Raw genomic sequence first — 21,412 nt, 5'->3', positions numbered from 1 at the left:
GCTGGTTCGCTCGCTGACGCTCGCTCACGCCGCCTCCTCGGTCTCGGCCCCGGACCGCGCGCCGTCCGCGGGATGCCCGGTGAGGGCGAGGAACACCTGATCCAACGTGGCGTGGCCGAAGGCGTACTCGGCCAGCCCGATGCCGGCGTTGGTGAGGGCGGCCAGCGCCCGGGTGGCCTCCTCCTCCGCCGCGACCTGCGCGGAGAGCTCCACCCGATCGGCTCCGCTGTGCACCGAGGTGCCCAGGGCCTCGGCCAGCATCCGTTCGGCCCTCTCCCGCTGCTCGGCGGCGCGCAGCCGCACCCGCAGCACACTCGAACCCACCGACCGCTTCAGCTCCGCCGGGGTGCCCTCGGCGATGACCCGGCCGTGGTCGATGACCGCGATCCGGTCGGCGAGCTGGTCTGCCTCGTCGAGGTACTGCGTGGTGAGCAGGACCGTGGCACCCTCGGCGACCATGCCCCGGACGAGTTCCCACACCTGGTTGCGGCTGTGCGGGTCGAGCCCGGTCGTCGGCTCGTCGAGGAACATCAGGTCGGGCGTCACGATCATGCTGCTGGCGATGTCCAGCCGCCGGCGCATGCCGCCGGAGTACGTCCGCACCAGCCGGGAGGCGGCCTCGTCGAGGCCGAACGTGGTGAGCAGTTCCTCGGCGCGGCGGCGCGCCCCGCCCCAGGAGAAGCCCCGCAGCCGGGCGAGCAGGACGAGATTGTCCCGGCCGGAGAGCTCGTCGTCGACGGATGAGTACTGCCCGGTCAGCCCGATGCGGTCGCGGATCGCCCCGGCCTCGCGCAGCACGTCGTGGCCGAGGACGCGGACCTCGCCGCTGTCGGGCGGGATGAGCGTGGCGAGTGTGCGGATGATCGTGGTCTTGCCGGCGCCGTTGGGGCCGAGCACTCCGTAGACGCTCTCGGCCGACACCCGTAGGTCGACCCCGTCGACGGCACGCACCTCGCCGTAGGATTTGCGTAACCGGGTGACGTCGATGGCGGGAGTGTCGATCTGCGGCGTGGACAAGCCAGCCGTACGCGACATTGCGTTCACAAACATATAGTAGCAGGACGTTTTGCTCCGGTCACGCCTCCCGGGCCCGCGCGTCGCCCCTTCCCGCCGCCGCGGCGATGATCCTACGTCCGATGTGGACACCTGTCCTGGGGCGCGCCTCTCGCATGGACACCCGTCCGGTGATAGCTATACCATTCTCAAGCAGAGAATTGTCGCCGGGAGCGAGGAGTGGACGTGTCCACACGCGAGTTGGTCGAGGTCGACGAGGTGGCGGAGATCTACGACGACGGCGCCTGGGCCGTCGAGGTGCTCGGTGGGAACATCCACTTCGGGTGGTGGGAGGATGACGACGACCGCACGCCCTTCCTGGAGGCCATCAACCGGTTCACCGACATCGTGGGCGACCGGCTGGCGCTGCGCCCCGGAGAGCGGCTGCTGGACGTCGGGTGCGGCGCCGGCGAACCGGCGATCCGTCTCGGCCAGCGCAGCGACGCCGACATCACCGGCATCACCAACAGCACCGAACACCTCAAGCGGGCCCGGGAGCGCGTCAACGAGGCCGGGCTGCGCGGCCAGGTCCGCTTCGAGCTGGGCGACGCCGCCGCACTGAGCTACCCGGACGCCTCCTTCGACAAGGTGCTCGCCTTCGAGTCCCTGGTGCACGCCCAGGACCGCCGGCAGTGGCTCGCCGAGATCCGCCGGGTGCTCAAGCCGGGTGGCCGGGTGGTGCTCACCGACCTCGCCGAGGACGCCCCGCTCACCGACCGGGACCGGCAGATCCTCACCGACTTCACCCTCGCCCCGCCCGGCCCGCCGATGGCCGCGTTCGACCTGCTCCGCGACGCGGGGTTCGCCGTCGACGAGTTCCTCAGCTGCGGTGACAAGATCAGCCGATCCTTCCCCGCGTACCACGAGCGGGTGCGGCAGCGGCGCGAGACGCTCGCCGCCGCGTACGGGGCCGAGAAGATCGACGCCTTCCTCACCGAGATGCCGGCCGTGCTCGACGTCCTGCGTACCAAGGTCGGCTGCGTCATCATCGTCGCCCACAAGGCCGCACCGGCGGCGCACGGTCAGCCGGAGGGAGCAGGCCGATGACCGTCTGCGCGGTCCGCGGATGCCGGATCTGCGGCGGCCCGGTGACCGAGCTGCTCGACCTCGGTCGGCAACCCCTCTCCGACGCGTTCCCGCGCCCCAGCGAACTCGCCGGCGAGTTCTTCTACCGCCTCGCGCTGGGCCGGTGCGCCGACTGCACGATGGTGCAGCTCGTCGAGGAGGTGCCCCGCGAGCGGATGTTCCACCACGACTACCCGTACCGCTCATCGCTGTCGACGGTGATGCGGGCCCACTTCACCGCCACCGCACGGGAGCTGCTCGCCACCGAGCTGGCCGGGCCCGGCGCGTTCTGCGTCGAGCTGGGCTGCAACGACGGGGTGATGCTGCGGACCGTGGCGAACGCGGGGGTGCGGCACCTCGGCTTCGAACCGTCCGCCGGGGTCGCCGAACTCGCCCGGCAGCAGGGCGTACGGGTGAGCACCGACTTCTTCGAGGAGGAGACCGCGGCCGAGGTGCTCGCCACCGATGGGCCGGCGGATGTCATCTACGCCGCCAACACGGTCTGCCACCTGCCCTACCTCGACTCGGTGCTGCGCGGAGCACGGCTGCTGCTCGCCCCCGACGGCGTCTTCGTCTTCGAGGACCCGTACCTGGACGACATCCTCGCCAAGACCGCCTTCGACCAGATCTACGACGAGCACTTCTACTACTTCACCGCCCACTCGGTGCGGGCCGCCGCCGCCCGCTTCGGGCTGGAACTGGTCGACGTGCGCCGGCTGCCGGTGCACGGCGGCGAGGTGCGCTACACCCTCGCCCACACCGGGCGGCGCGCCCCGTCCCCGGCCGTCGCCGCGCTCCTGCGTCAGGAGCAGGAGCGCGGGGTGACCGGGACGGAGGCGTTGCGCCGGTTCGCCGCCGCCGTCGCGCGTACCCGGGAGGAACTGGGCACGTTGCTGCGCTCGCTGAAGGAGGAGGGCCGCACGGTCGCCGCCTACGGGGCCACCGCGAAGAGCGCCACGATCACCAACTACTGCGGGCTCGGACCGGAACTGGTCTCGTACGTCTGCGACACCACCCCGGCCAAGCAGGGTCGGCTGACCCCCGGCGCGCACATCCCGGTCCGCCCACCCGCGGCCTTCGCCGACCCGTACCCGGACTACGCCCTGCTCTTCGCCTGGAACCACGCCGACGAGATCATGGCGAAGGAGACCGGGTTCCGGGCCGCCGGTGGCCGGTGGATCCACTACGTGCCCACGGTGCGCGTACGGTGAGGGCGCTGGCGCTGTGAGCGTCTATCGCGCCGGCTATCCCGAGGTCTACGATCTGGTGATGCGGCACCGGGGCCGCGATCACCCGGCCGAGGCCGCCGCGCTCGCCCGGCTGGTCCGGCACCGGAACCCCACCGCCGCCTCGCTGCTCGACGTGGCCTGTGGCACCGGGCTGCATCTGGAACACCTGCGGTCCCACTTCGCCGCGGTGACCGGGGTGGACCTGTCGGCGCAGATGCTGGCCCGCGCGGCCACCCGGGTGCCGGGCGTGGCACTACACGTGGGCGACATGCGTGAACTGGACCTGGCCGCCGCCTTCGACGCGGTCGTCTGCCTCTTCGCGGTACCGCACCTGCGCTGCACGGTGGAGCTGGACCGGGCGGTGGCGCGGCTGGCCGCCCATCTGACCTCGCGCGGCGTGCTGGCGGTGGAGCCCTGGTACCCGCCGGAGGCGTTCGTTCCCGGCTACGTGGCCCGCGACATGGTCCAGGAGCGGGACCGGGTGGTGGTCCGGCTGTCCCACTCGACGTGGCTCGACGGCGCGCGCGACCGGATCCGGATGACCGTGCACCAGGCGGATGCGGACCCGGCGGCGGGCATCCGGCACGACACCGGGACGACCGACCTGACGCTGTTCCGGCCGGAACACTTCGCCGCCGCGTTCGGCCGGGCCGGGCTCACCGCCGCGCATGTGGCGGCGCCGCCGTTCCGCTGGGGTCTGTGGGTCGCCCGGCCGGCGGGTGCGGCGGGTGCGGCGTGACCGGCGGCCGGACGCGGGTGGTCGTGCTGGGCGGCACCGGATTCGTCGGCCGGCACGTCGCGGACGCCTTCGCCGACACCGGTCACGACGTGCTGACCGTGGCCCGTCGCGCCCCGACCGGCCGGCGCCGGCACCGGTTCACCGCGCTGGACCTCGGCGGCACCGACCCGGAGACGCTGGCCCGGCTGCTGGACACCGAGGGACCGGCCAGCGTCGTGGACGCCACCGGCAGCAGCTGGGGGCTGGCCCCCGACCGGATGGCCGAGCGCTGCACCCGGCTCAGCGGCCTGCTGCTCGCCGCGTTGCGCCGCGCCGACTGCCGGCCGCGGCTGGTCCACCTCGGCTCGGTGCTGGAGCTCGGCCCGCAGCGGCCGGGCGGCCCCGCCGATCCGCACCGTACGCCCTCGCCCAACACCCCCTATGGCCGGGCGAAGCTCGCCGCGACCCGCGCGGTGCTGGCGGCGGCCGACAGCGGCCACGTCGACGCCGTGGTGCTGCGGCTGGTGAACGCGGTCGGTCCGGGGCTGCCCGCGACCAGCCTGCTGGGCCGGGTCGCGGGCGCGCTGGTGCCGGCCGCGCGGACCGGTGTCGCGGCGCAGGTGACGCTCGCCCCGCTGGTGGCCCGGCGCGACTTCGTCGACGTCCGGGACGCCGCCGCGGCCGTGCTGGCCGCCGCCGGACGCCCGGTGACCGGCCGGGTGCTCGACATCGGCCGGGGCGAGGCGGTGCCGGTGCGGGCGCTGGTACGGCTCCTGGTGGAGGTCAGCGGGGTGCCCGCGACGGTGGTGGAGCGGGCCGAACCGCCCGACTGGCGGGCCGCGACGGAATGGTCGTGTGTCGACCCGGCGCCGGCCGCGGCGGCGCTCGGCTGGCGGCCACGGCGCGACCTGCACCGGGCGGTCACCGACTTCTGGCACGACGAACTGCGCCGGCACCCGGTCGCCGGGCTCGGGGAGCCGATGGTGGCGGGGGAATCCCGGCACCCGCCCCGGGCGTCGTAGCGCCGGGCGCCGACCGTGCGGCGTGCGACGAATCGGCAGGTGGCGCGACCGGGCGCCACCTGTTCGGCGGTGCGGCGTCGGCCGCCCGCCTCGGCGACAGGGAGGGCAGGGAGTCATGCGCGTACTGTTCATGCCAGGTCCGGCCATCGGCCACGCGTTCCCGCTGGTACCGCTCGGTTGGGCGTTCCGCGCCGCCGGGCACGAGGTCACCTTCGTCACCGCCGGTGACGCGCTGGCGGTGGCCCGGGCCGGGCTGCCGGTCCTGGACGCCGTGCCCGGACGGACCACCTCGGACATGCAGGCGCAGTTCATCCGGGACGTGCCGCGCCTCTTCGAGCCCATCGGGGCCGACCCGATCGCCGAGATGGAGGAGCGCAAGCCATACATCGTCGCGGCCTGGGATCCGTTCGTGGACGCCCACGTCGCGCTCGGCGAGTGGGTCCAGCCGGACCTGGTGGTGTACGACCCGATCTTCGCGGTCGGCCCGGTCGTCGCCGCCAAACTGAAGGTGCCCGCCGTGGCGCACGGCCTCGGGCTGGCCCGGTTCATTCCGGAGCTGCTGCGCGAGCTGCCCGGCGCGGTGGCGCTGCGCCGGCACGGGGTGACGGTGCCCGAGGGGATCAGCACCGTCGATATCGCCCCGCCGAGCCTGGTGGAGGGCGGGCCGGCCGAACTCTCCATGCGGTACGTGCCGTACAACGGCGGCGGGACCCTGCCCGACTGGCTCCGGGAGCCGGTCACCCGTCCCCGGATCGCGGTCACCTTCGGCACTCTCGGTGGGCCGGACCGGTTCGCCGGCGGCATCGAGCGGGTGCTCGCCGCCGCGTCCGAGCTGGATGCCGAGTTCGTGCTGGCGACCGGGGAGTCGGCCGTGCCGGCGGGCCTGCCGCCGAACGTGCGCGCCACCGGCTGGGTGCCGCTGAACCAGCTGCTGCGCGGCTGCGCCGCCGCGATCCACCACGGCGGGGACGGCACGACCCTCACCTGCGCGGTGCTCGGCGTCCGCCAGCTGGTACTGCCCGGCTCGCCGGACGAACTGGTCACCGGCGAACTGCTGCGCGCCCGAGGGCTGGCGCACGTGCTGGGCGGAGAGCGGGAGCTGGACGCCGCGGCGATCGGCCGGCTGCTCACCGATGCGGAGCTGGGCCGGGTGACCCGGGAGGTGCGGGCCGAGATCGCCGCGCTGCCGACCCCGGCCGACGTGGTGCCCCGGTTGGCCGCCCTGGCCTGAATCGGCACGCGCCGCCCCGCGCCCCTCGACGGGCCCGCCGGCGGGCGGCGGGCACTCCGGCGGGCGGCGGCGAGCCGCCCGCCGGGGAGGGGCCCCGCCGCCTGCCGGGTCAGCGCAGCTGCGCGTCGGCCACCGCGAAGAGCAGCCCGTGCGGATTCGCCCTGCCGGTGTCGCCGTGCGGCCAGCTCGTCCGGTCGAAGCTCAGGCAGGGCCGGCCGGTGTGCTCGTCGCGGAACCTCCGGTCCTCGGTGAGCCGGCCCGCCGGGTCGACCAGCGCCATGCAGATCCGGCCGTCGCCGTCGAGGCCGGTGGGGGCCACGAAGTAGTTCGAGGTGACCACCCGGGAGACCTGGTCGACCTGGCGGAAGTGCTGCCCGCCCGGAACCCGCTGGAAGGTGTCCATCGCCGCCCAGTGCGGGCCGCCGAGCGTGGTGTCCACGATGGGCAGCGCCCCCACCAGCGCCGGGCAGTCCGGCTCGGCACCGCCACGGACGGTCTCCGGGATCGTGTCGATCCGGCAGGAGGTCCGGTTGCCGGCGGCCAGGAGCCGGCGGATGTCCAGCACGTAGAGCATCCCGGACTCGGCGTGCACGGCCGGCGAGTCGTTGCCGCCGAACATCACCGTGTGGAACAGGAACCGGTCGTCCGGGCTCACCATGAGCCAGCTGCCGCCGTCGGCCGCGCTGGTCGGGGTGTTCCGCGGATAGAGCCGGCGGAAGGCGGTCGCGTCGTCGAAGACCTGCCGCCAGGTCGGCTCCTGCTCGGTGATGTCGGGGGTGTAGTAGACCGCGCCCATGCCGGTGGACACGAAGGCGCCCCGGTGCCAGCGCCGGTTGGTCACCGCGGGCTCCATGGCGAGCAGGCCCTCCCGGCTGAACTCGTCGTCGACGCGGGGACCGTCGGGCAGGTAGGATAGCGACCGCAGCCGGGGCCGGTTGCGGTCGCTGATGTCGTAGGTGCGTACCGTGCGGCGTTGCAGGTTGGGGTCGGTGACGAGGCCGGCGACGACGTGCCGGACCTCGACGAAGTCGCTCGTGACCAGTCGGTCCAGGTCCTCCCGCAGCGCGATGCCGTGCGGGTTGGCGCAGGTCGCCACGGGTAGCGCCGGCTGGTTGGGACAGGAGACCGGGTCCTCGGGCTCCTGCTTCGCCGCCGGCATCTCGGCCAGCACGGTGCCGTCGGGGCCGAGCCGGACCACCTCGCCGGGGGAGCCGGCGAAGCCGTTGCCCACCCGGGTCTGGCCGTCCGAGTAGGTGCAGGGCCCGGCGACGTCCGGCCCGCCCATGTACGTCCCGTACGCGGTGCCGTCCCGCAGGACGGTGAACGCGTCCGGCACCGAGCCGCACGGGGTGTCGTGGGGCAGCGTCACGCCGCTGAGCGAGACCCGGGGCAGCCGGCTGACGTCGAAGACGAAGACGGTGTCGCTGAGCAGGCCGCCGGCGTACACCTTGTCGCCCTTGCGCCAGGTGTACTGCATGTGGTGCGGCTCGTTGCCGAAGACCGAGTCGACGGTGACCGTGTTGGCCACCCGCCCGTAGTCGGGCGTGCCGGGGGTGGCGTCGATGACGGCGAGGAAGTCGGGGTCGGGTCTGCCGTCGGGGCCGGGCGCGGCGTCGCCGGTCCAGACCAGCAACCACTCGCGGGCGGCTGCGCCTCGGCGTTCGGCGGCCTGCGCCGTCCTGGTGAGATGGTTGGTGATGCGGTACGACTCGCCGTCGCTGCCGGTCACGGTCGAGGTGATCCGTTGCACGGACGAGCCGGCGGCCGGCTGGGGCGGCGCCAGGCCGCTGCTGACGGCGACGAGTGCGATCACTCCGATATGGGCGGCACGCCGGAACGGCCCTCGCAGTCTTGGACGGGACATGAACGTCCTCCTGGTCACGTGCGGGATTGAGGCCGGAACAGGCCCGGCGGGCGCTATCGGAAGACCCGGAGAGATGCCGAAGAGCGACGCCGGCGGCAGGAAGTCTACTATGCGAATTGCAACTGCCAATTGACGGGAAGTTGACTGTCGGGAGACCCATCTGGCGCGATTCCTGCCCGTTAGTGGTGTGATCCCGGCCGTTCCGGGCGCGCGGCACCGGGCTGCGGAAGCCAGGGTTAGTTGATGAACATGTAGCTTGTGGAAGGGCGGGGTGACTAGGATGCGGGGGTGGTGAGGCCGGGGTGAGGCGCCGCGGCGACGACGCGCCCCCGGGAGGTCCGCCGCCATGACCGTCGGAGTCTGGAACTATCTGGCCGAGTACGAGACTGAGCGCGAGGACATCCTCGGCGCGGTGGAGCAGGTCTTCTCCTCCGGCCGGCTGGTGCTCGGCGAGAGCGTGCGCGGCTTCGAGCGGGAGTTCGCCGCCTACCACGGCACACCGCACTGCGTCAGCCTGGCGAACGGCACCGACGCCATCTCGCTCGCCCTCTGGGCGCTGGGCGTACGCCCCGGCGACGAGGTGGTGACCGTCGCCAACACCGCCGCGCCGACGGTGCTCGCCATCGACGCCGTGGGAGCCGTGCCGGTCTTCGTCGACGTCGACGAGGCGACCTGCCTGATGCGGGTCGACCAGGTCGCCGCGGCGATCACCGCGCGTACCCGGGTGTTGCTGCCGGTGCACCTCTACGGGCAGTGCGTGGAGATGGCTCCGCTGCGGGCGCTCGCCGCCGAGCGCGGCCTCAAGGTGCTGGAGGACTGCGCGCAGGCGCACGGCGCGCGGCACCACGGCCGCCTGGCCGGCTCGCTCGGCGACGCCGCGGCCTTCTCGTTCTACCCGACCAAGGTGCTGGGCGCGTACGGCGATGGCGGCGCGACGCTGACCGCCGATCCCGACGCCGAGCGGAGCCTGCGCCGGCTGCGTTACTACGGCATGGAGGAGCGCTACTACGTGGTCGAGACGCCCGGCCGCAACAGCCGCCTGGACGAGGTGCAGGCGGAGATCCTGCGTCGCAAGCTGCGGCGGCTGGACGGCTATCTCGCCGCCCGCCGGGAGATCGCCCGGCGCTACGACGAGGGGCTCGCCGGCACCGGCCTCGTCCTGCCGGTCACCGCGCCGGGCAACGAGCACGTGTACTACCTCTACGTGGTGCGGCACCCCCGGCGCGACGAGATCCTGGCGGGGCTGCGCCCGCACGGCGTGGAGTTGAACGTCAGCTACCGGTGGCCGGTGCACACCATGCGCGGCTTCGCTCACCTCGGCTACCGCGACGGGTCGCTCCCGGTGACCGAGCGGCTGGCGGGGGAGATCTTCTCGCTGCCGATGTATCCGTCGCTGCACCCGGACGCCCAGGCCAGGGTCATCGAGGCGCTGCGCGCGGTGCTGTCGGCCGGATGAGGCCCGCGACCGCAGCGCAAGAATTGAGAATCATATAGCAAACATCGATGCCGCGGACCTACCATCTCGGGATGGAGCCTTCCACGTTCAGCAGCCCGATCGGCGACTTCGCTGACCTCCGTGCCGACTTCCTGCGGCTGACCAGCCAGATCGGCTGGTGCACGGTGGCCACGGTCGACGGCCGGGACCGGCCACGCAGCCGCATCATGCACGTCTCCTGGGAGGTCGGTGACGGCGGGCCGACCGGCTGGGTCAGCACCTCCCGTTCGCCGGTCAAGACCGCCCACCTGGCCCGCAATCCGTACGTCTCGTGCAGCTACTGGACGCCCGCGCACGACGCTGTCTTCGTCGACTGCCGCGCCCGCTGGCTGGAGCCGGGCGACACCAAGCGCCACGTCTGGGACCTGGTCGCCGCCGAGGCGACGCAGCGCGGCTTCGACCCGTACGCGGTCTGGCCCGACGGCCCCACCGACGCCGGTTTCGAGGTGCTCCAGTTCGACCCCTGGCGGGTGCAGATCACCCTTCAGGACCTGGCCAACGGGCAGACCATCGGATCGTCGCGGGTCTGGCACGCCGCCGGGCGGCCCGCGCCGGCCGGGGCGCTGCTCTCCCGCTGAACCCCGCCCGGGCCGCCGTCGCACCCGCCGGCGGGCCGGTCCGCCACCGTCATCGCCGACGCGGCGGGCCGCGCCGGCCCGACACCGAGGGACGCACCATGACCAGTACCCTGCGCACACCCGCGCCGGCGCCCGGCCGCCTGCCCGTGCTCGGGCACGGCCTGCAGATGAAGCGACGGCCTGCCGAGTTCCTGCTCGAACTCCAGTCCGGGGAGCCGGTCGTCACCATCGCGCTCGGCAAGCGCCCGGCGTACGTGGTCAACGATCCGACCCTGATGCGCGAACTGCTCCGCGACGGTGACACCTTCGTCCGGGGCGGGCCGATGACCGAACGCTTCCGGTCCATGTTCGGCAACGGCCTGGGCATCTCCGAGGGCGAGTTCCACCGCCGGCAGCGGGCGCTGATCCAGCCCGCCTTCCACCGCAACAAGGTCATCCACTACACGGAGCTGATGGGCCGGATGGTCGCCGGCAAGCTCGACTCCTGGCGGGACGGCCAGCGCCTCGCCGTGGAGAAGGAGATGGACGAGCTGGCCCTCACCAACATCGTCGAGGTCCTGCTCGCCGGCGACCGGAGCGTCGACCGCGCCCGGTTCATGGCGGCGACCACCACCGTCCTGGGTGGACTGTTCCGCCGGATCACCGACCTGACCGGGGTGCTGACCAGACTGCCCACGCAGGCCAACCGCGACTACGACGCCGCGGCCGACTACCTGCGAGCCACCATCGGCCGGGTCATCGCCGAGTACCGTGCGGCCGGCACCGACCACGGCGACCTGCTGTCGATGATGCTCTTCGCCCGCGACGAGGACGGCCGGCCGGCAATGACCGACCAGCAGGTCCACGACGAGGTGATGACCTTCTTCATCGCCGGCAGCAACACCGTCGCCAACACGCTCTGCTGGGCGCTGCACCAGATCGGCGCGGACCCCGAGGTGGAGCGGCGGCTGCACGCCGAGGTCGACCGGGTGCTCGACGGGCGGGCGGCCGGCTACCCCGACGTCGCGGCGCTGGAGTACACCCGCCAGGTGCTCTCCGAGACGTTGCGGCTGCGTACCCAGGGGCTGTTCAACAACCGGGTGACCGCCCGCGACGCCGAACTCGGCGGCTACCTGATCCCGGCCGGCTCGGCCGTGCTCTACAGCTTCCACGCCGTACACCACAACCCGCGGATCTACCCCGATCCCGAGCGTTTCGACCCCGACCGGTGGCTGCCGGAGCGGGCCCGGGCGCTGCCGCGCGGCGCCTTCATGCCGTTCGCCACCGGCGTGCACGGCTGCATCGGCGACCAGTTCGCCTGGACCGAGATGATCGTCTCGCTGGCCAGCATCGCCGCCCGCTGGCGGCTGGAGCCGGTGCCGGGCCACCAGCCCAGGCCCGTGCCGGCCATGACCATGCCGGTCGACTCGCTGCCGATGACCGCCCGGCGGCGCACCCGCTGAACGACGCGCGTCCGGCCGTCGCCCCACCGGGGCCGACGGCCGGACGCCGACGGTACGCGGGCGCCGGCCCGCCCGACTGCGGTGTTACCTGCCGGCGCAACCATGCCGTCGTTGGGTCGCGGTGACGCAGCGTCTCCGTGCCACCGGGTTCCCGGACGCTCGCTCAGAGTTCCCCGGCGATCACGTTGCCCGGCGCGTCGGGGTCGGCGCTGAGGTAGAACTCGTGCGCCGCCCGGCCGTACTCCTCGCTGGTGAGGTAGCCGTCCCGGTCGGTGTCGAGCCGGTCGAAGATTCGCTGGGTCTCCTCCGAACGCATCCCGCTCTTGCTCTGCGCCGCGAACATCTCCGCGTGGTTGATGCGCCCGTCGCGGTCGGCGTCGGCCACGTCGAAGACGGCCAGGCTGAACGGCACCGCCGCATTGCCGACGAACTCCGGGAAGTCCGGCTTGTCGGCCCAGGCCACCCACTCGGCGACGGTCACCCGCTTCTCGCCGTCCGCTCCGTCGCTGCCGCGCATCCCGCGCCACATCCGGGCCGCCGCGCCGTGGATGCGTCGCCAGCCCGGCGAGTACGGCGCGACCCCGTACGTGTCGCACCAGATCTGGGCCATCGCGGTGATGTCCAGCCCGTCGATGACGCCGTCGCCGTCGGCGTCGTACGAGGCGAAGACCTTCTCCAGCTTGCGGCGTTGCAGTTCGGTGGTCATGTCGGTCCTTTCTTCTCCTACGGATCGGTTCCCGCCGGCCCGCCTGGTGGGCACGGGCGTGCACGGATCAGGCCGGGGCGACCGCCCGGACGGTGAGCGCGGTCGAGGTCAGGTCGACCGCGCCGTCGGGGACGAGGTGCTGTTCGGCGGCGGTGGCCACCGCGGCCCAGAGCGCGTCCCGCTCGGCCGCGTCGAGCGCGTTGACCCGCTGGCGTACCGGCGGGGGCGCCACCGCCCGGGTGAACCGCGCGTACTCGCCGGGGTCGCGGAACCGGAACGGGACCGGGTACTCGGCGACGGTCACGCCGCGCAGGCCGGCGGCGGTCAGCCCGGCCGCCAGCGCCTCCGCGTCGCAGAGGCGGTACGGCCCGGGGGAGTCCGGCGGCGCGGCCGGCAGGTCCAGCCGCCGCGCGAGCACGCCGTACCCGAGTGACATCAGCGGCACCCGGGGCGGTGGCCCCCACACCGCCGCGGCGAGCACCCCGCCCGGGACGAGCAGCCGGGCGACCCTGCGGAACGCGGCGTCGGGGTCGACGGCGAACATCAACCCGAGCCGGCTGAGCACGACGTCGAAGGCGTGCGGGGGCAGTTCCACCGTCTCCAGGTCGGCGACGAGGAAATTGACGTTGCGCCGGCCCTCGGCCCGGCGGCGGGCCACGGCGAGCATGGCGGGGGAGAGGTCGACGCCGGTGACCGTACCGGTTGGACCGACCACCTCGGCGGCGCTGAGCGCCGGTTCCCCCGGCCCGGTCGCGACGTCCAGGACGCGGTGTCCCGGTCGCACCCCGCCGAGGGCCAGCAGCCGCGTGGTCAGCACGGCCCCGCCCCGCTCGAAGGTCTCCCACTCGCGCGTCCAGCCGTCGCTGACCGCGTCCCAGGTCCGCCGCTGGTCGGCCTTGACGGCAGCGGCATCGGTCGATACGGACATCGTTTCTCCTCCTGTCTCTCCGGTCACCTGGTCGGCCGGGCCGGCTCCTGCCCGGCGGGTCGGCTGTCGGCCTCTTCCGGCTCCCGCAGCACCCAGGCCCGTCGTCGCCGGCCCGGCCCGCCGTCGGCCGGCGGTTCGGGCGGCCCGCCCGGCCGGGCCCGCCGCCGTCGCGCCAGCAGCACCAGCAGGACCGCGCCGGTCGCTACCGGCAGCAGCAACAGGGCCAGGTTGGCCGGTCCATCGGCGCTCCCGTGGTGGCCGCCGCCGGCGGACCCGGCTGGCGGCGCGGTGACCGCAGGCGGTACCGCCCGGCCCGCCTCCGGTGGCGCGGTGAGCCCGGCGGCGACGGTGAACGGGACCGCGCCGGTGACGGTCTGCCCGGCGGCGAGCTGGGCGTGGTAGCCGATCCGGTAGCTCCCGTCGCCCACAACCGTGACCGGCAGCGCGACGCTGCTGCCCCTGACCCGCGGCGTACCGGTCGCCGCGAAGGCTCCGCCCGGACCGATCAGCCAGACATGGGTCTGCTCGCCGTCGAGCGGACCGTTGAAGGTCAGCGTCACCGCGTCGGGCGCCGTGGTCAGTCGGGTGTCGGCCGGCGGGTCGGTGGCAACCAACCGCGCCGGCCGCAGCTCGGTCGCCACCGTCAACCCGGCCACGCCGAGCGCGAGGAGCGTGAGCAGTCCCGCTGCCAGCCACCTGCCTCGGTCCGGCCGGCGCGTCCCGGCCGGTGACTCAATGGACATGGGCCACCTGGCGGCAACTGCACCGCATCCGGGCCAGTTCGTCGGCGCGCGGCCTGCGGTGCAGGTACATCGCCACCACCATCGGCAGGAACACCACGGCGTTGTAGAACAGGTGCAGCTCCACCCGGGGCGCCACCAGTTGCACGATGCTCGTCGGCACCGGCTGCCCGGCCAGGTGCGTGCCGGTCAGCGATTGCAGCAGCAACAGCAGGTGCTCCAGGTGGTGCCAGACCTGGATCAGCAGGGCCGCCGTCCACCAGCTCCGGGCGCGACCGACGAAGCCGCCGCGCAGCAGCCAGAAGCCGACCAGCATGATGAGGGCGTACCCGTAGTGCAGCCACTCCTTCTCGACCAGCCACGGGAACGGCATGCCGAGCACGCCGCGCGCCTCGGGCCGGGACCAGCCGAGCACCCAGATCTGGGCGGCCTGGACCAGGTGCTCCGCCCAGTGCGCGACGACGATGACGAGGAAGATCTGTAGGGCCGCCCGATGCCGGCTCCCGTTCAGATCCAGCCCGAGAAATCCGGTGTCGCGTTTCTCCGACAGGGTCACTGCGCCTCCTTCAGAAACGGTTGGGGGTGCCGGCGGCTGCCGGCCGGGTGTGGGTCGGCGTACCGGTCGAACCGGCCCCGCCGGAAGATCAGGGCGTCGCGGACGGCGGCCGTGCGTGCGGCCACCAGCCGGCCCACCACGATGGCGTGGTCCCCGCCGTCGTGGCAGCGCCACGGCCGGCACTCCAGCCAGGCCAGCGCCCCGTGCAGCAGGGGCGCGCCGGTCTGCTCGCCCGGCGACCAGTCCACCGCGGAGAACTGCGCCCGCCCGGGCCGCCGGCGACGGTCGGCGAAGTGCCGGGCCAGGTGCTCCTGCCCGGCGGCCAGGACGGAGATGCCGAACCCGTCCGCGTCGGCCAGGCAGGCGGACATGAGGCTGTCCCGGCTCACGCAGAGCAGCACCAGCGGAGGATCCAGCGAGACGGAGGTGAACGAGTTCGCCGTCATCCCGTGCGGCAGCGGGCCACCCACCGTCAGCACGGTCACACCGGTGACGAACTCACCGAGCACCGTACGCAGCACCCCGGCGGCCGGCGGCGCAGCCTCGGTGCGCTCACGCACGGCCGGGCACCCCTTCGGCCGCCCGGTACGGCGCGAGCGCCCGGACCAGTGGCGGCGGCACCCGGGTCGGCGCCACCTGCCCGGCGACCTCCCGCATGCAGGCGATCCGCTGGTGGCCCCGGGCCACCGGCACCGGCCCGCCGGCACCGTCGCGCAGGTAGTCGAAGGAGAGACCGAGCTGCGTCTGGGTCAGCTCGGTCAGGCTCATCCGGATGCGCAACTCGTCGAACGCGTCGAGCTCGGCGAGGAATTCGCAGTCGACCCGGAGGGTGAAGAGCTTCAGCCCGGTGCGCAGGTCGTCGATCACCCCGGGGGCGTGCTCGTGCAGGAACATCTCCCGGCAGCGGCCCTGCCAGCGCAGGTAGTTGACGTAGTAGACGTTGCCGACGAGGTTCGTCTCCTCGAAGCCGATCACGTGGCGGTACTCGTACCAGGCGGACATGTCACACCCCCGTTGCGGCGAGGACGGCGACGACCACCGGTTGTGGCTCGCCGGTGAGGCGGACCGGGCCGGTGGCCACGGTGACCCGGCCGCTGCGCAACAACACCCACTCGCCGTCGCCGCCGGCCACGGTGAGCGGGGAATCCACCGGCATCCCCGCCTTGACCAGGCACTCCTTGGCGCACCAGACGCGGGTGGCGGCGATGTCAGCGGCCTCGCCGCGGTCGGCGGCGACCTGCCCGGCCAGCCCGGTGTGCCGGCCCAGCAGGTCGGCCCAGACCTCGGCGGGCCGGGGTCGGACCACCTCCAGGTCGCAGGCGAGCGGGCCGTCGCCGGCCACCAGCAGGCTGGTGGCCGCGCTGTGGGCGGCGGCGACGCGGCGGCCGTTGACGTCCTCGGGCCGCCCGTCCGGCCGGTACCGCAGCCGCACCGGCCGTCCCACGGCCCGCCCGACGGCGACGGCGGTCACCTCCCGGCGTCGCCCGTCGGCGCCGCCCGGATGCGGCTCCAGCACCACCGCCAGGTCGACGTCGAGCAACCGGCCCAGCTGCCGCTCCAGCACCGGCCCGAGCAGGGCCGGCGGCCACGGCAGGTGGGCGGGGCGGTGGCGCACCGCGCGCAGCCGCAGACCGAGCCAGCGCTCCACCACCATCCCGGCCGCGCCGAGGACGGTCACGTCGTACCGGTAGGTGTCGTCGTGGTGTTCCCGCTCCACGGCCACGAAGCGGACCTGCTCGGTGGCGGCGAGCTTCGGCCCGGCCGGCTCCACCCGGTCCACCGCGACCGGCAGCAGCGTCGCGTCCGGCACGCAGACCTGGATGCCGTGCAGGAAGGCGTCCCGCGCGCCCGCGTCACCGAGCAGCAGCCGCTGCGGCAGGAAGGCGTGGAACCAGCGCAGCTCGTCGGTGGTGGCGACGTCCGCCTCGGCCCGCCGGGACGCGATCCGGTGGTAGCGCACCAGCCGGCGGAACCGGTCGCCCTGGAAGAGCAGGTCGCCGTAGAGTTCGCGGCCCGGCTCCAGCGGCACCGGCGGCAGCCCGGTGGTGACCCCCGGCGCCTCCCGGTCGCCCTCGTCCGGCTCGAAGCGGACGGTGCCCCGGAAGTGGTCGGCCGCGAAGCCGCTCTCGTCGCTGCGGATCGCCACCTCCACCGTGCCCGCCTCGACCTGCACCGCCGCGATCCGGATGGTGGTGCGCCCGCCGCCGGCGACCACCACGGGCCGGGGGAAGCTCACGTCGGTCAGCACCGGGACGCCGGTGGCGCCGCTGACCGCCGTGGCGACCTGCGCCATCGCCTCCATGCCGAGCACCGCGGGCAGCAGGAGGCTGCCGTCGAGGTCGTGTTCGGTGAGGTACGGGTCGCTCTCGGCGGACAGCTCTGCCTCGACCACCAGCTCCACCCCGTCGTACTGCACCAGCGGGCGCTCCAGGAAACGCAGCAGCGGCAGCTCCCGCCGCTCGTGGCGCAGCGTGTCCAGCCCTTCGGTACGGCCGGTGACCACCACCGAGGCGGGCAGCCGTGGCAGGGCGAGCACCTGGCGCAGCAGCCGGACGCCCTCGTCCGGTGGGATCGGGGTGATCCCGGCGCGCAGCAGCGACTCGACTGCGGAGAGCCGCTCGCCCATCCCGACGCCGGACCAGACCGACCACTCCAGACAGACCGCGCGGCAGCCGGGCGACCGCCGGGCGACCTCCGCGGTCAGCCGGGCCAGCCAGTCGTTGGCCAGCGCGTAGTGTGCCTCGCCGGGCAGGCCGCCGCGCCCGATCACGCTGCCGAAGGTCACCAGCAGCCGCAGTTCGTCCGGCCGCACCGCGGCGAGGACGGCCTCCAGACCGTCCACCTTCGGCGCGAGGGTGGCGCGTAGGGTGGCCGGGTCCAGCGCGCCGAGGGCGCTCGGCCGGTTGATCCCGGCGCCGTGCAGGATCCCGGCGATCGGGCCGAGGTGCTCACGTATCTCGGCCACCGCGGCGCGCAGCGCATCCGAATCGGTGACGTCGGCGCGGACGTACCGCAGCCGTACCCCTGCCTCCCCGACCCGGGCCAGGTTCGCGGCCAGCTCCGGGTCGGTGGCCGGGTCGGCCCGCCCGAGCAGGGCCAGCCGCGCCCCGGTGTCCCGGGCGAGGGCCAGCGCGCATTCCGCGGTGATGCCTTTCCCGCCGCCGGTGACGAGCAGCACCTCGTCCGGCCGCAGCGGCGGGTCGGCCGGTTCGTCGCGTGCCGTGCCGAGGGGTGGCAGCGGCCGGAGCAGGGGGACCAGCCGCCGGCCGGCCGGGCCGTGGTGCGCCTCGGCGTACCCGTCGGTGGCCGCCACCTCACGCACCACCCGGGCGACCAGGTCGTCGGCGGTCACCGCCTCGACCACCGTCACGTGCAGGTCCGCGCCCTCCAGCCGGGCGGTGCGGGCCAGCCCGGCGACGCCCCGGCCGTGCTGGACGACCACCAGACGGCTGCCGGCCGGCTGGGCCACCGCCGCCTGGGTGGCGCGCAGCGCGAGTTCCAGGTCCACCTCGGCGTCCGGGCAGAGCAGCACCCCGACGCCGACGCCCGCGCCGACGAGCGCGTCCCGCAGCGCCGCCGCGTACGGGTGCCCGGCGGGAGCGTACAGCTGCCACTCGCCCGGTCCGGTGGGGCCGGCGGTCGTCCGCTCCAACGGCTCATCGACCAGCTCGACGGTGAAGCCGTGGACCCACGGGGCGACCCCGTCCACCCGCCGGTCCGTCTGCGGGGTGGCCGGATCCAACTCCCGTAGCGCGTCGGCGATCTCCCGAAGGGTGGCGGTGGCGAAGTTCGTCGGCGCCTGCACCGCCGGCAGGCCGAGTTCCCGGGCGGCCTCGTTGACCAGTTGTCCCACCGCGATGGAACTCAGGTGCAGGCCGTCGAGGAGCCGGGTGTCCGCGCCGAGGCTCTCCGCCGGCAACTCCGCGCGGGACGCGGCCAGCCGGCGCAGCACCGTCAGCGGATCGGTGCTCCGGTCACCAGCAGCCGGCGCCGGCTGCCCGACGCCGTCGGCCGTCGGCGCCGCCCCGACTCCGGCCACCGGCGTCGGGTCGATCGCGACGGCAGGCGCTGCCTCGCACGGGTTGGCGAAGAAGCGCCGCTCGGCGCCCAGGTCGAGCGGACGGAGCGGATGGTCGGTGACGAGCGCGCCGTGGTCGACGGGGACGCCCAGTGCCCACAGCGCGCCGACCGTGCCGAGGAATCCGGCCAGCGTCGGCGCGTCGGTGACGGTGGCGAAGACCGGCACGTCGACCAGCTCCCGGGCCATCCGGCTCAGCACCTGGCCGGGGCCGACCTCGATCAGCGCGTCCACCCGTCGCCCGGCCTCGGCGACGGCCGCGGCGAAGCGGACCGGTTCGGTGATCTGCCGGCGCAGCAACGCCACCAGATCCGCGTCGGAGGCCAGTTCCGTGCCGGTGATCGTGGAGACCACCGGCCGGTGTGGCGCGGCGAGCCGGACCCCTTCCAGCCAGTTGCCGAACTCCTGGGCCGCCGAGGCCATCAGGGGCGAGTGGAACGCGTGCGAGACGGCCAGGTCGGCCCAGTGCACGCCGGCCTCGGTGGCCCGCTGGCACACCCGCCGCACCGCCTCCGACGGGCCGGCGACCACGGTCTGCCGGGGCCCGTTGTAGCCGGCCACCACGACCGGCTCCGAGCCGATCAACCGGGCCGTGGCGAGGTCGTCGGCGGCGATGCCGGCCATCGTGCCGGGTTCCCGGCAGGCGGCCATCACGGCGCCCCGGGCGGCGGCGATCCGCAACAGCTCCTCCGCGTCGACGGTGCCGGCCCAGTGCAGCGCGGTGATCTCGCCGAGGCTGTGCCCGACGGCCAGCTGGGCTTCGACCCCGAGTTCGGTCAGCACCCGCAGGCCGGCGAGGGAACCCGCCGCGATGCGCGGCTGGGCCACCTCGGTGGCCACCGGGTCCGCGTCGGCCGGCAGCGCCGCCAACCGGTGCACCCCGGCGGCGGCCGGGAAGCGCCGGGCCAGCGCGCCGCCGTCGACGCCCCGGCCGGAGCCCTGGCCGGGGAAGAGGAACCCGAGCCGGGCCGGCCGGAGCGTGTGGCGCAGCACCAGCCCGTCGGCGAGGAGCTCGTCGTCGCCCCGGTCGAGCGCCGCCAGGGCCTGCTCGAACCGGCCGACCACCTCCGTGGGGGACGTGGCGACCACGGCCAGCCGCATGGCCCGGTCGCGTACCTCCCCGGCGAGGGCGGCGGCCAGGTCGGTCAGCTCGCCGTACGACAGCCGGGCCAGCGGGGGCAGCAGCGCGGCCACCTTTTCCCGCAGCGCGGCCGGGTCGGCCGCGTCGAGCAGCAGGAGTTCCGCGTCCTGGGTGTGCCGGGCCAGCCGTAGCTGCTGCTGCCGGACCCGCCCCGGCACGGCGGGCGGACCGGCCTCCAGCACCAGGTGGGTGTTGATCCCGCCGAAGCCCATCGCGGTGACCCCGGCGCGCAGTGGCGCCCCGGACGGCCAGGGCTCGGCCACCGGCGCGGCGCGCAGCGTACGGTCCGGGCCGGTCAGCTCGGCGCGGGGACGGGCACAGCCGGCGGTGGGCGGGACGATCGCGTGCCGCAGCGCCATGGTCGCCTTGATCAGCCCGGCGACCCCGGCGGCGGCCTTGGTGTGTCCGATGAGGGCCTTGATCGAACCGATGGCGGCCGGAGCGGTGGCCCCGGCGTCGCGCCGGGCGGCGGAGAGGGCCCGCAGCTCGGTGGCGTCGCCGACCGGGGTGCCGGTGCCGTGCCCTTCGAAGAGCGGGACGGTGCCGATGCCGAAGCCGGCCTGCTGGTAGGCCCGGTCCAGGGCCAGCCGGTAGCCCTGCGTCTCGGGGCGGGTCATTCCGCCGCGCCCGTCGGAGGAGACGCCCCAGCCGGCGATCGACGCGTGGACGGGGCGGCCCTGCGCCACCGCGTCGTCGTGACGCATCAGCACGACCATGCCGCAGCCCTCACCCGGCCAGAATCCCTGCGACTCCTCGTCGTAGACCCGCATCTCGTCCCGGGCCAGCGCGCCGGCCTTGGCGAAACCGACCATCTCGAACGGGTCGATGGAGAGGTCCACCCCACCGGCGACGGCCACGTCGACGTCGCCGGCGGCCAGTGCGCGCGCGGCGGTGACCACCGACAGCAGGCTGGAGGCGCAGGCGGCGTCCACCGTCCAGCCGCCACCGCCGAGGTCGAAGTGGTTGCAGATCCGCCCGGCGATGGTGTTGGAGAGCCCGCCGGCGAGGGTGTCCTCGTCGATCGGCGGGAACGGATCTTTGTACCGCTGCTCGGTGGTGGCGAGAAACGCGGTGATCCGCTCGTCGGGCCACCCCTGCTCGCGCAGGCCGGCCGCCAGCACCCGCCGCACGTACGGCCAGCGCAGGCGTAGCACGTTGGCGCGGGAGAACTCGCCGGTGAGGGTGTTGCCGACCACGACCGCGGTGCGTTCCCGGGGCAGCCCGGTGCCGTCCGGCCAGCCGGCGTCGGCGAGGGCCTCGCCGGCCACGTCCAGCGCCAGCCAGTGGGTGAGGTCGGTGGAGCGGTAGGTGCTGCCGGCGACCCGGTGGCGAATCCGGTCGAAGGTGTACCCGTCGATGACCGCGGCGTGCCGGTTGTAGAACCGGTCCGGGGTGGCCGGGTCGGCGTCCCAGTAGTCGTGGAGGCTCATCCGCTCCTCCGGCAGCCGGCGGAAGGCGCGGCGTCCGCTGAGGGCGTTGCGCCACAGGTCGGCCACCGAATCGGCTTCCGGGTACCGGCAACTCATGCCGACGACCGCGATTCTGCTCATGTCGTCACTCCTGGGA

Annotated in this window: 17 protein-coding genes; 8 read left to right on the top strand and 9 right to left on the bottom strand. The window is 74.3% G+C overall.

Features of this window, described 5'->3' with window-relative positions; all coding sequences use genetic code 11:
* Positions 1-24: 24 nt before the first annotated feature.
* On the bottom strand, positions 25-1,035 hold the full coding sequence (locus ACQPYA_RS19595) for an ATP-binding cassette domain-containing protein (protein WP_433533537.1): 1,011 nt from the start codon (positions 1,033-1,035) through the stop codon (positions 25-27).
* A gap of 204 nt (positions 1,036-1,239) precedes the next feature.
* Here ACQPYA_RS19595 and ACQPYA_RS19590 point away from each other — a divergent pair, with 204 nt between their 5' ends.
* From ACQPYA_RS19590 to ACQPYA_RS19570, 5 genes are all read left to right on the top strand, one after another.
* On the top strand, positions 1,240-2,100 hold the full coding sequence (locus ACQPYA_RS19590) for an SAM-dependent methyltransferase (protein WP_433528550.1): 861 nt from the start codon (positions 1,240-1,242) through the stop codon (positions 2,098-2,100).
* Positions 2,097-3,329: a methyltransferase domain-containing protein gene (locus ACQPYA_RS19585; RefSeq protein ID WP_433528549.1), complete on the top strand. Its 1,233-nt coding sequence runs from the start codon at positions 2,097-2,099 to the stop codon at positions 3,327-3,329. Before ACQPYA_RS19590 ends, ACQPYA_RS19585 begins: the two co-directional genes overlap by 4 nt.
* A gap of 13 nt (positions 3,330-3,342) precedes the next feature.
* Positions 3,343-4,086, top strand: coding sequence for a class I SAM-dependent DNA methyltransferase (locus tag ACQPYA_RS19580; RefSeq protein ID WP_433528548.1), 744 nt, complete (start codon positions 3,343-3,345; stop codon positions 4,084-4,086).
* On the top strand, positions 4,083-5,087 hold the full coding sequence (locus ACQPYA_RS19575; RefSeq protein ID WP_433528547.1) for an NAD-dependent epimerase/dehydratase family protein: 1,005 nt from the start codon (positions 4,083-4,085) through the stop codon (positions 5,085-5,087). The genes ACQPYA_RS19580 and ACQPYA_RS19575 overlap by 4 nt, the downstream gene beginning before the upstream one ends.
* Positions 5,088-5,202: 115 nt before the next feature.
* Positions 5,203-6,318 (top strand): nucleotide disphospho-sugar-binding domain-containing protein, encoded by a 1,116-nt coding sequence (locus ACQPYA_RS19570; protein ID WP_433528546.1) that lies wholly within the window; start codon positions 5,203-5,205, stop codon positions 6,316-6,318.
* A 109-nt stretch (positions 6,319-6,427) separates the two neighbouring features.
* Here ACQPYA_RS19570 and ACQPYA_RS19565 read toward each other — a convergent pair whose 3' ends face one another.
* Positions 6,428-8,182, bottom strand: coding sequence for a hypothetical protein (locus ACQPYA_RS19565; RefSeq protein ID WP_433528545.1), 1,755 nt, complete (start codon positions 8,180-8,182; stop codon positions 6,428-6,430).
* A gap of 346 nt (positions 8,183-8,528) precedes the next feature.
* Here ACQPYA_RS19565 and ACQPYA_RS19560 point away from each other — a divergent pair, with 346 nt between their 5' ends.
* From ACQPYA_RS19560 to ACQPYA_RS19550, 3 genes are all read left to right on the top strand, one after another.
* Positions 8,529-9,638: a DegT/DnrJ/EryC1/StrS family aminotransferase gene (locus ACQPYA_RS19560; protein WP_433528544.1), complete on the top strand. Its 1,110-nt coding sequence runs from the start codon at positions 8,529-8,531 to the stop codon at positions 9,636-9,638.
* A 71-nt stretch (positions 9,639-9,709) separates the two neighbouring features.
* Positions 9,710-10,255 (top strand): pyridoxamine 5'-phosphate oxidase family protein, encoded by a 546-nt coding sequence (locus ACQPYA_RS19555; protein ID WP_433528543.1) that lies wholly within the window; start codon positions 9,710-9,712, stop codon positions 10,253-10,255.
* A gap of 98 nt (positions 10,256-10,353) precedes the next feature.
* Positions 10,354-11,697 (top strand): cytochrome P450, encoded by a 1,344-nt coding sequence (locus ACQPYA_RS19550; protein ID WP_433528542.1) that lies wholly within the window; start codon positions 10,354-10,356, stop codon positions 11,695-11,697.
* Between the two features lie 163 nt (positions 11,698-11,860).
* On the opposite strand, the gene ACQPYA_RS19545 is transcribed toward ACQPYA_RS19550, so the two are convergent.
* From ACQPYA_RS19545 to ACQPYA_RS19515, 7 genes are all read right to left on the bottom strand, one after another.
* The gene (locus ACQPYA_RS19545; protein WP_433528541.1) at positions 11,861-12,403 is read right to left on the bottom strand and encodes an EF-hand domain-containing protein; all 543 of its coding nucleotides are present in this window, start codon (positions 12,401-12,403) and stop codon (positions 11,861-11,863) included.
* 67 nt (positions 12,404-12,470) lie between these two features.
* The gene (locus ACQPYA_RS19540; protein ID WP_433528540.1) at positions 12,471-13,331 is read right to left on the bottom strand and encodes a class I SAM-dependent methyltransferase; all 861 of its coding nucleotides are present in this window, start codon (positions 13,329-13,331) and stop codon (positions 12,471-12,473) included.
* Between the two features lie 23 nt (positions 13,332-13,354).
* Positions 13,355-14,074: a copper resistance CopC family protein gene (locus ACQPYA_RS19535; RefSeq protein WP_433528539.1), complete on the bottom strand. Its 720-nt coding sequence runs from the start codon at positions 14,072-14,074 to the stop codon at positions 13,355-13,357.
* Entirely contained in the window at positions 14,064-14,627 is a 564-nt protein-coding gene (locus ACQPYA_RS19530) for a hypothetical protein (protein ID WP_433528538.1), read from the bottom strand. The genes ACQPYA_RS19535 and ACQPYA_RS19530 overlap by 11 nt, the downstream gene beginning before the upstream one ends.
* Positions 14,624-15,187 (bottom strand): flavin reductase family protein, encoded by a 564-nt coding sequence (locus ACQPYA_RS19525; protein ID WP_433528537.1) that lies wholly within the window; start codon positions 15,185-15,187, stop codon positions 14,624-14,626. Before ACQPYA_RS19525 ends, ACQPYA_RS19530 begins: the two co-directional genes overlap by 4 nt.
* Positions 15,180-15,629: an acyl-CoA thioesterase gene (locus ACQPYA_RS19520; RefSeq protein ID WP_433528536.1), complete on the bottom strand. Its 450-nt coding sequence runs from the start codon at positions 15,627-15,629 to the stop codon at positions 15,180-15,182. The genes ACQPYA_RS19525 and ACQPYA_RS19520 overlap by 8 nt, the downstream gene beginning before the upstream one ends.
* Before the next feature lies 1 nt (position 15,630).
* Positions 15,631-21,396, bottom strand: a complete 5,766-nt coding sequence (locus tag ACQPYA_RS19515; RefSeq protein WP_433528535.1) for an SDR family NAD(P)-dependent oxidoreductase — start codon at positions 21,394-21,396, stop codon at positions 15,631-15,633.
* Between the last annotated feature and the right edge of the window lie 16 nt (positions 21,397-21,412).

The organism is Micromonospora sp. CA-263727, from assembly GCF_050942455.1.
GTDB lineage: Bacteria > Actinomycetota > Actinomycetes > Mycobacteriales > Micromonosporaceae > Micromonospora.
The sequence above is the reverse complement of the archived record's forward strand: the minus strand, read 5'-3'. Positions and strand labels throughout refer to the sequence as shown.

Coding starts and splice junctions, on each gene's coding strand:
- ACQPYA_RS19595 (WP_433533537.1), bottom strand. CDS start 1,035: ATGTCGCGTACGGCTGGCTTGTCCACGCCGCAGATCGACACTCCCGCC.
- ACQPYA_RS19585 (WP_433528549.1), top strand. CDS start 2,097: ATGACCGTCTGCGCGGTCCGCGGATGCCGGATCTGCGGCGGCCCGGTG.
- ACQPYA_RS19570 (WP_433528546.1), top strand. CDS start 5,203: ATGCGCGTACTGTTCATGCCAGGTCCGGCCATCGGCCACGCGTTCCCG.
- ACQPYA_RS19565 (WP_433528545.1), bottom strand. CDS start 8,182: ATGTCCCGTCCAAGACTGCGAGGGCCGTTCCGGCGTGCCGCCCATATC.
- ACQPYA_RS19560 (WP_433528544.1), top strand. CDS start 8,529: ATGACCGTCGGAGTCTGGAACTATCTGGCCGAGTACGAGACTGAGCGC.
- ACQPYA_RS19555 (WP_433528543.1), top strand. CDS start 9,710: ATGGAGCCTTCCACGTTCAGCAGCCCGATCGGCGACTTCGCTGACCTC.
- ACQPYA_RS19550 (WP_433528542.1), top strand. CDS start 10,354: ATGACCAGTACCCTGCGCACACCCGCGCCGGCGCCCGGCCGCCTGCCC.
- ACQPYA_RS19545 (WP_433528541.1), bottom strand. CDS start 12,403: ATGACCACCGAACTGCAACGCCGCAAGCTGGAGAAGGTCTTCGCCTCG.
- ACQPYA_RS19540 (WP_433528540.1), bottom strand. CDS start 13,331: ATGTCCGTATCGACCGATGCCGCTGCCGTCAAGGCCGACCAGCGGCGG.
- ACQPYA_RS19535 (WP_433528539.1), bottom strand. CDS start 14,074: ATGTCCATTGAGTCACCGGCCGGGACGCGCCGGCCGGACCGAGGCAGG.
- ACQPYA_RS19520 (WP_433528536.1), bottom strand. CDS start 15,629: ATGTCCGCCTGGTACGAGTACCGCCACGTGATCGGCTTCGAGGAGACG.
- ACQPYA_RS19515 (WP_433528535.1), bottom strand. CDS start 21,396: ATGAGCAGAATCGCGGTCGTCGGCATGAGTTGCCGGTACCCGGAAGCC.